Here is a 1592-nt window from a genome sequence, read left to right as displayed (position 1 = left end):
GTCACGTCGACAAGCCAATTGAGCGATTGTTTGGTTGCCGCCGAATGAGCACGAATCGGCCGTTCGGTCAGCGCTTTAACCGGTCGCTCCATCGGACGGCTTCGCCGCCCGCTGAGCTCGCACGTTAGAAGGCTCATCGCATGTCCTGCCATTCCTGCGAGGAATTCGATGTCATTGTTGAACTGCGTTCGCCTGGTGAATTGGCACGCGTCATCGGAAAAGTCCGTGCGGGTGTTGAAGCACATGCGTTGCGCTATGAGCCCTTTGAATCTGACCGCGAACTCATTGGGCAAGTCCCGTTTCCATCGATCGCCGTGAACGGCCCTTGGCCGGATTTCATGCGGTACCACTTCACTTGCCGGTCGTGTAGAACCTCATTTCTCTTGGAGGCGGAGACCTATCACGGAGCTGGCGGCACTTGGCGGCCGTCGGCACCGCCTTCTAACCCATTGCTGCAGCGGACGGCTGCGCCGCCCGCTGAGCGTTGACGTTAGGCGTCATGAATTCATGAGTTCCACGGCTGTATTGCTTCTTGTAGCTTTGGTTGCCATGTACGCGGCATTTGCCATTCCAGTGATGCTCCGGTTCCGCTCATACTGCAGGCACGTTGCGAACGCAACGAATCGCATTAGTGAGCTCAATGACCAGAGGAGCATCGATGACGGGGGCAGCAACGCGTTCGAACGTGAGCAATGGTGGAGTCTTGCGAGTGGCGATTTTCAAGAATTCACAGATCCAAACTTGATAGCAGAGGCGGCGACGCTGTCCAAGAAGGTTCGGCTTTCGATGGCTCTCGCAGTCGGTTTGGTTGTTGCGTTCCCATTCATCGCCGGCCTACGATGACGCTTAACCAGTCGCTCGAGCCGACTCGCGTCGGCAGGCCGCCGCTTGCGGCTCAGCTTCAACGTTGAACCTCACGAGATGCAAGAACAGCGTCTTCCACCCATGAACGACTACGAGCGGACTGTGCTTCGCAACGTAGAAAAATTCGGCTGGCATTGCACGAGCGTCGCGCCAAGCAACGAGGATGATGACTCTCCGCGTTTCAGCTACACCGTTGGCCTCTTTCAAACATTTGGGGCGTCAGAGCTGATCATCTTTGGGCTTGCCGGCGACACAGCTCATTCCATTCTGAACATCCATGTTCAGCGACTAGCTGAAGGGAATCCAATTCCCCTGGACGCGCCTACCTACGATCTCATTGAACGCTACCCGTGCGTATATGTGCCCGTACCTCGGCCCATCTACAACGACTACGTGTTCTCTGCGTTGTGGTACTACGCAGAAACAGAATTTCCATTGCACCAGTTGGTCTGGCCGAACGCGCAAAGCAAGTTCCCGTGGCATGCCTCTGCGGATCAGGGATTCCGATGTACGCAGCCTGTGTTGTCGGAGCCGCCACAGTGAGGTTCAACCCTTTGGTCAAGCGGACCTGCGCCAGCTTCGCTGGCTGGTTCGCTTACCGCCAACTACAAGGGCTTCCCCCCAGAGTCAAGCCGAACCAATCCCTGATGGCCCGCAACGCGGGCCATTTCTGCATCTGGATTCCCTTCTAGACCATCAGCCGCCGTCACTGCGCGCGCTGGGAAGAA

The 1592-nt window shown here is 57.0% G+C and carries 3 protein-coding genes; 2 read left to right on the top strand and 1 reads right to left on the bottom strand.

Annotated features, from left to right (window positions below; all coding sequences use genetic code 11):
- A partial coding sequence (locus tag OOZ63_RS28810) for a hypothetical protein (RefSeq protein ID WP_266009313.1) occupies nucleotides 1–293 on the bottom strand: 293 nt, incomplete at its 3' end.
- A gap of 214 nt (nucleotides 294–507) precedes the next feature.
- Between OOZ63_RS28810 and OOZ63_RS28805 the strand changes: the two genes are divergently transcribed.
- Entirely contained in the window at nucleotides 508–843 is a 336-nt protein-coding gene (locus tag OOZ63_RS28805) for a hypothetical protein (protein WP_266009312.1), read from the top strand.
- A 102-nt stretch (nucleotides 844–945) separates the two neighbouring features.
- On the top strand, nucleotides 946–1407 hold the full coding sequence (locus tag OOZ63_RS28800) for a DUF4262 domain-containing protein (protein ID WP_266009310.1): 462 nt from the start codon (nucleotides 946–948) through the stop codon (nucleotides 1405–1407).
- The last annotated feature ends 185 nt before the right edge of the window (nucleotides 1408–1592 follow it).

The organism is Paucibacter sp. PLA-PC-4, assembly GCF_026241155.1.
GTDB lineage: Bacteria > Pseudomonadota > Gammaproteobacteria > Burkholderiales > Burkholderiaceae_C > Roseateles_E.
Note: the sequence above shows the minus strand (reverse complement) of the source record. Positions and strands in the feature narration are given on the sequence as shown.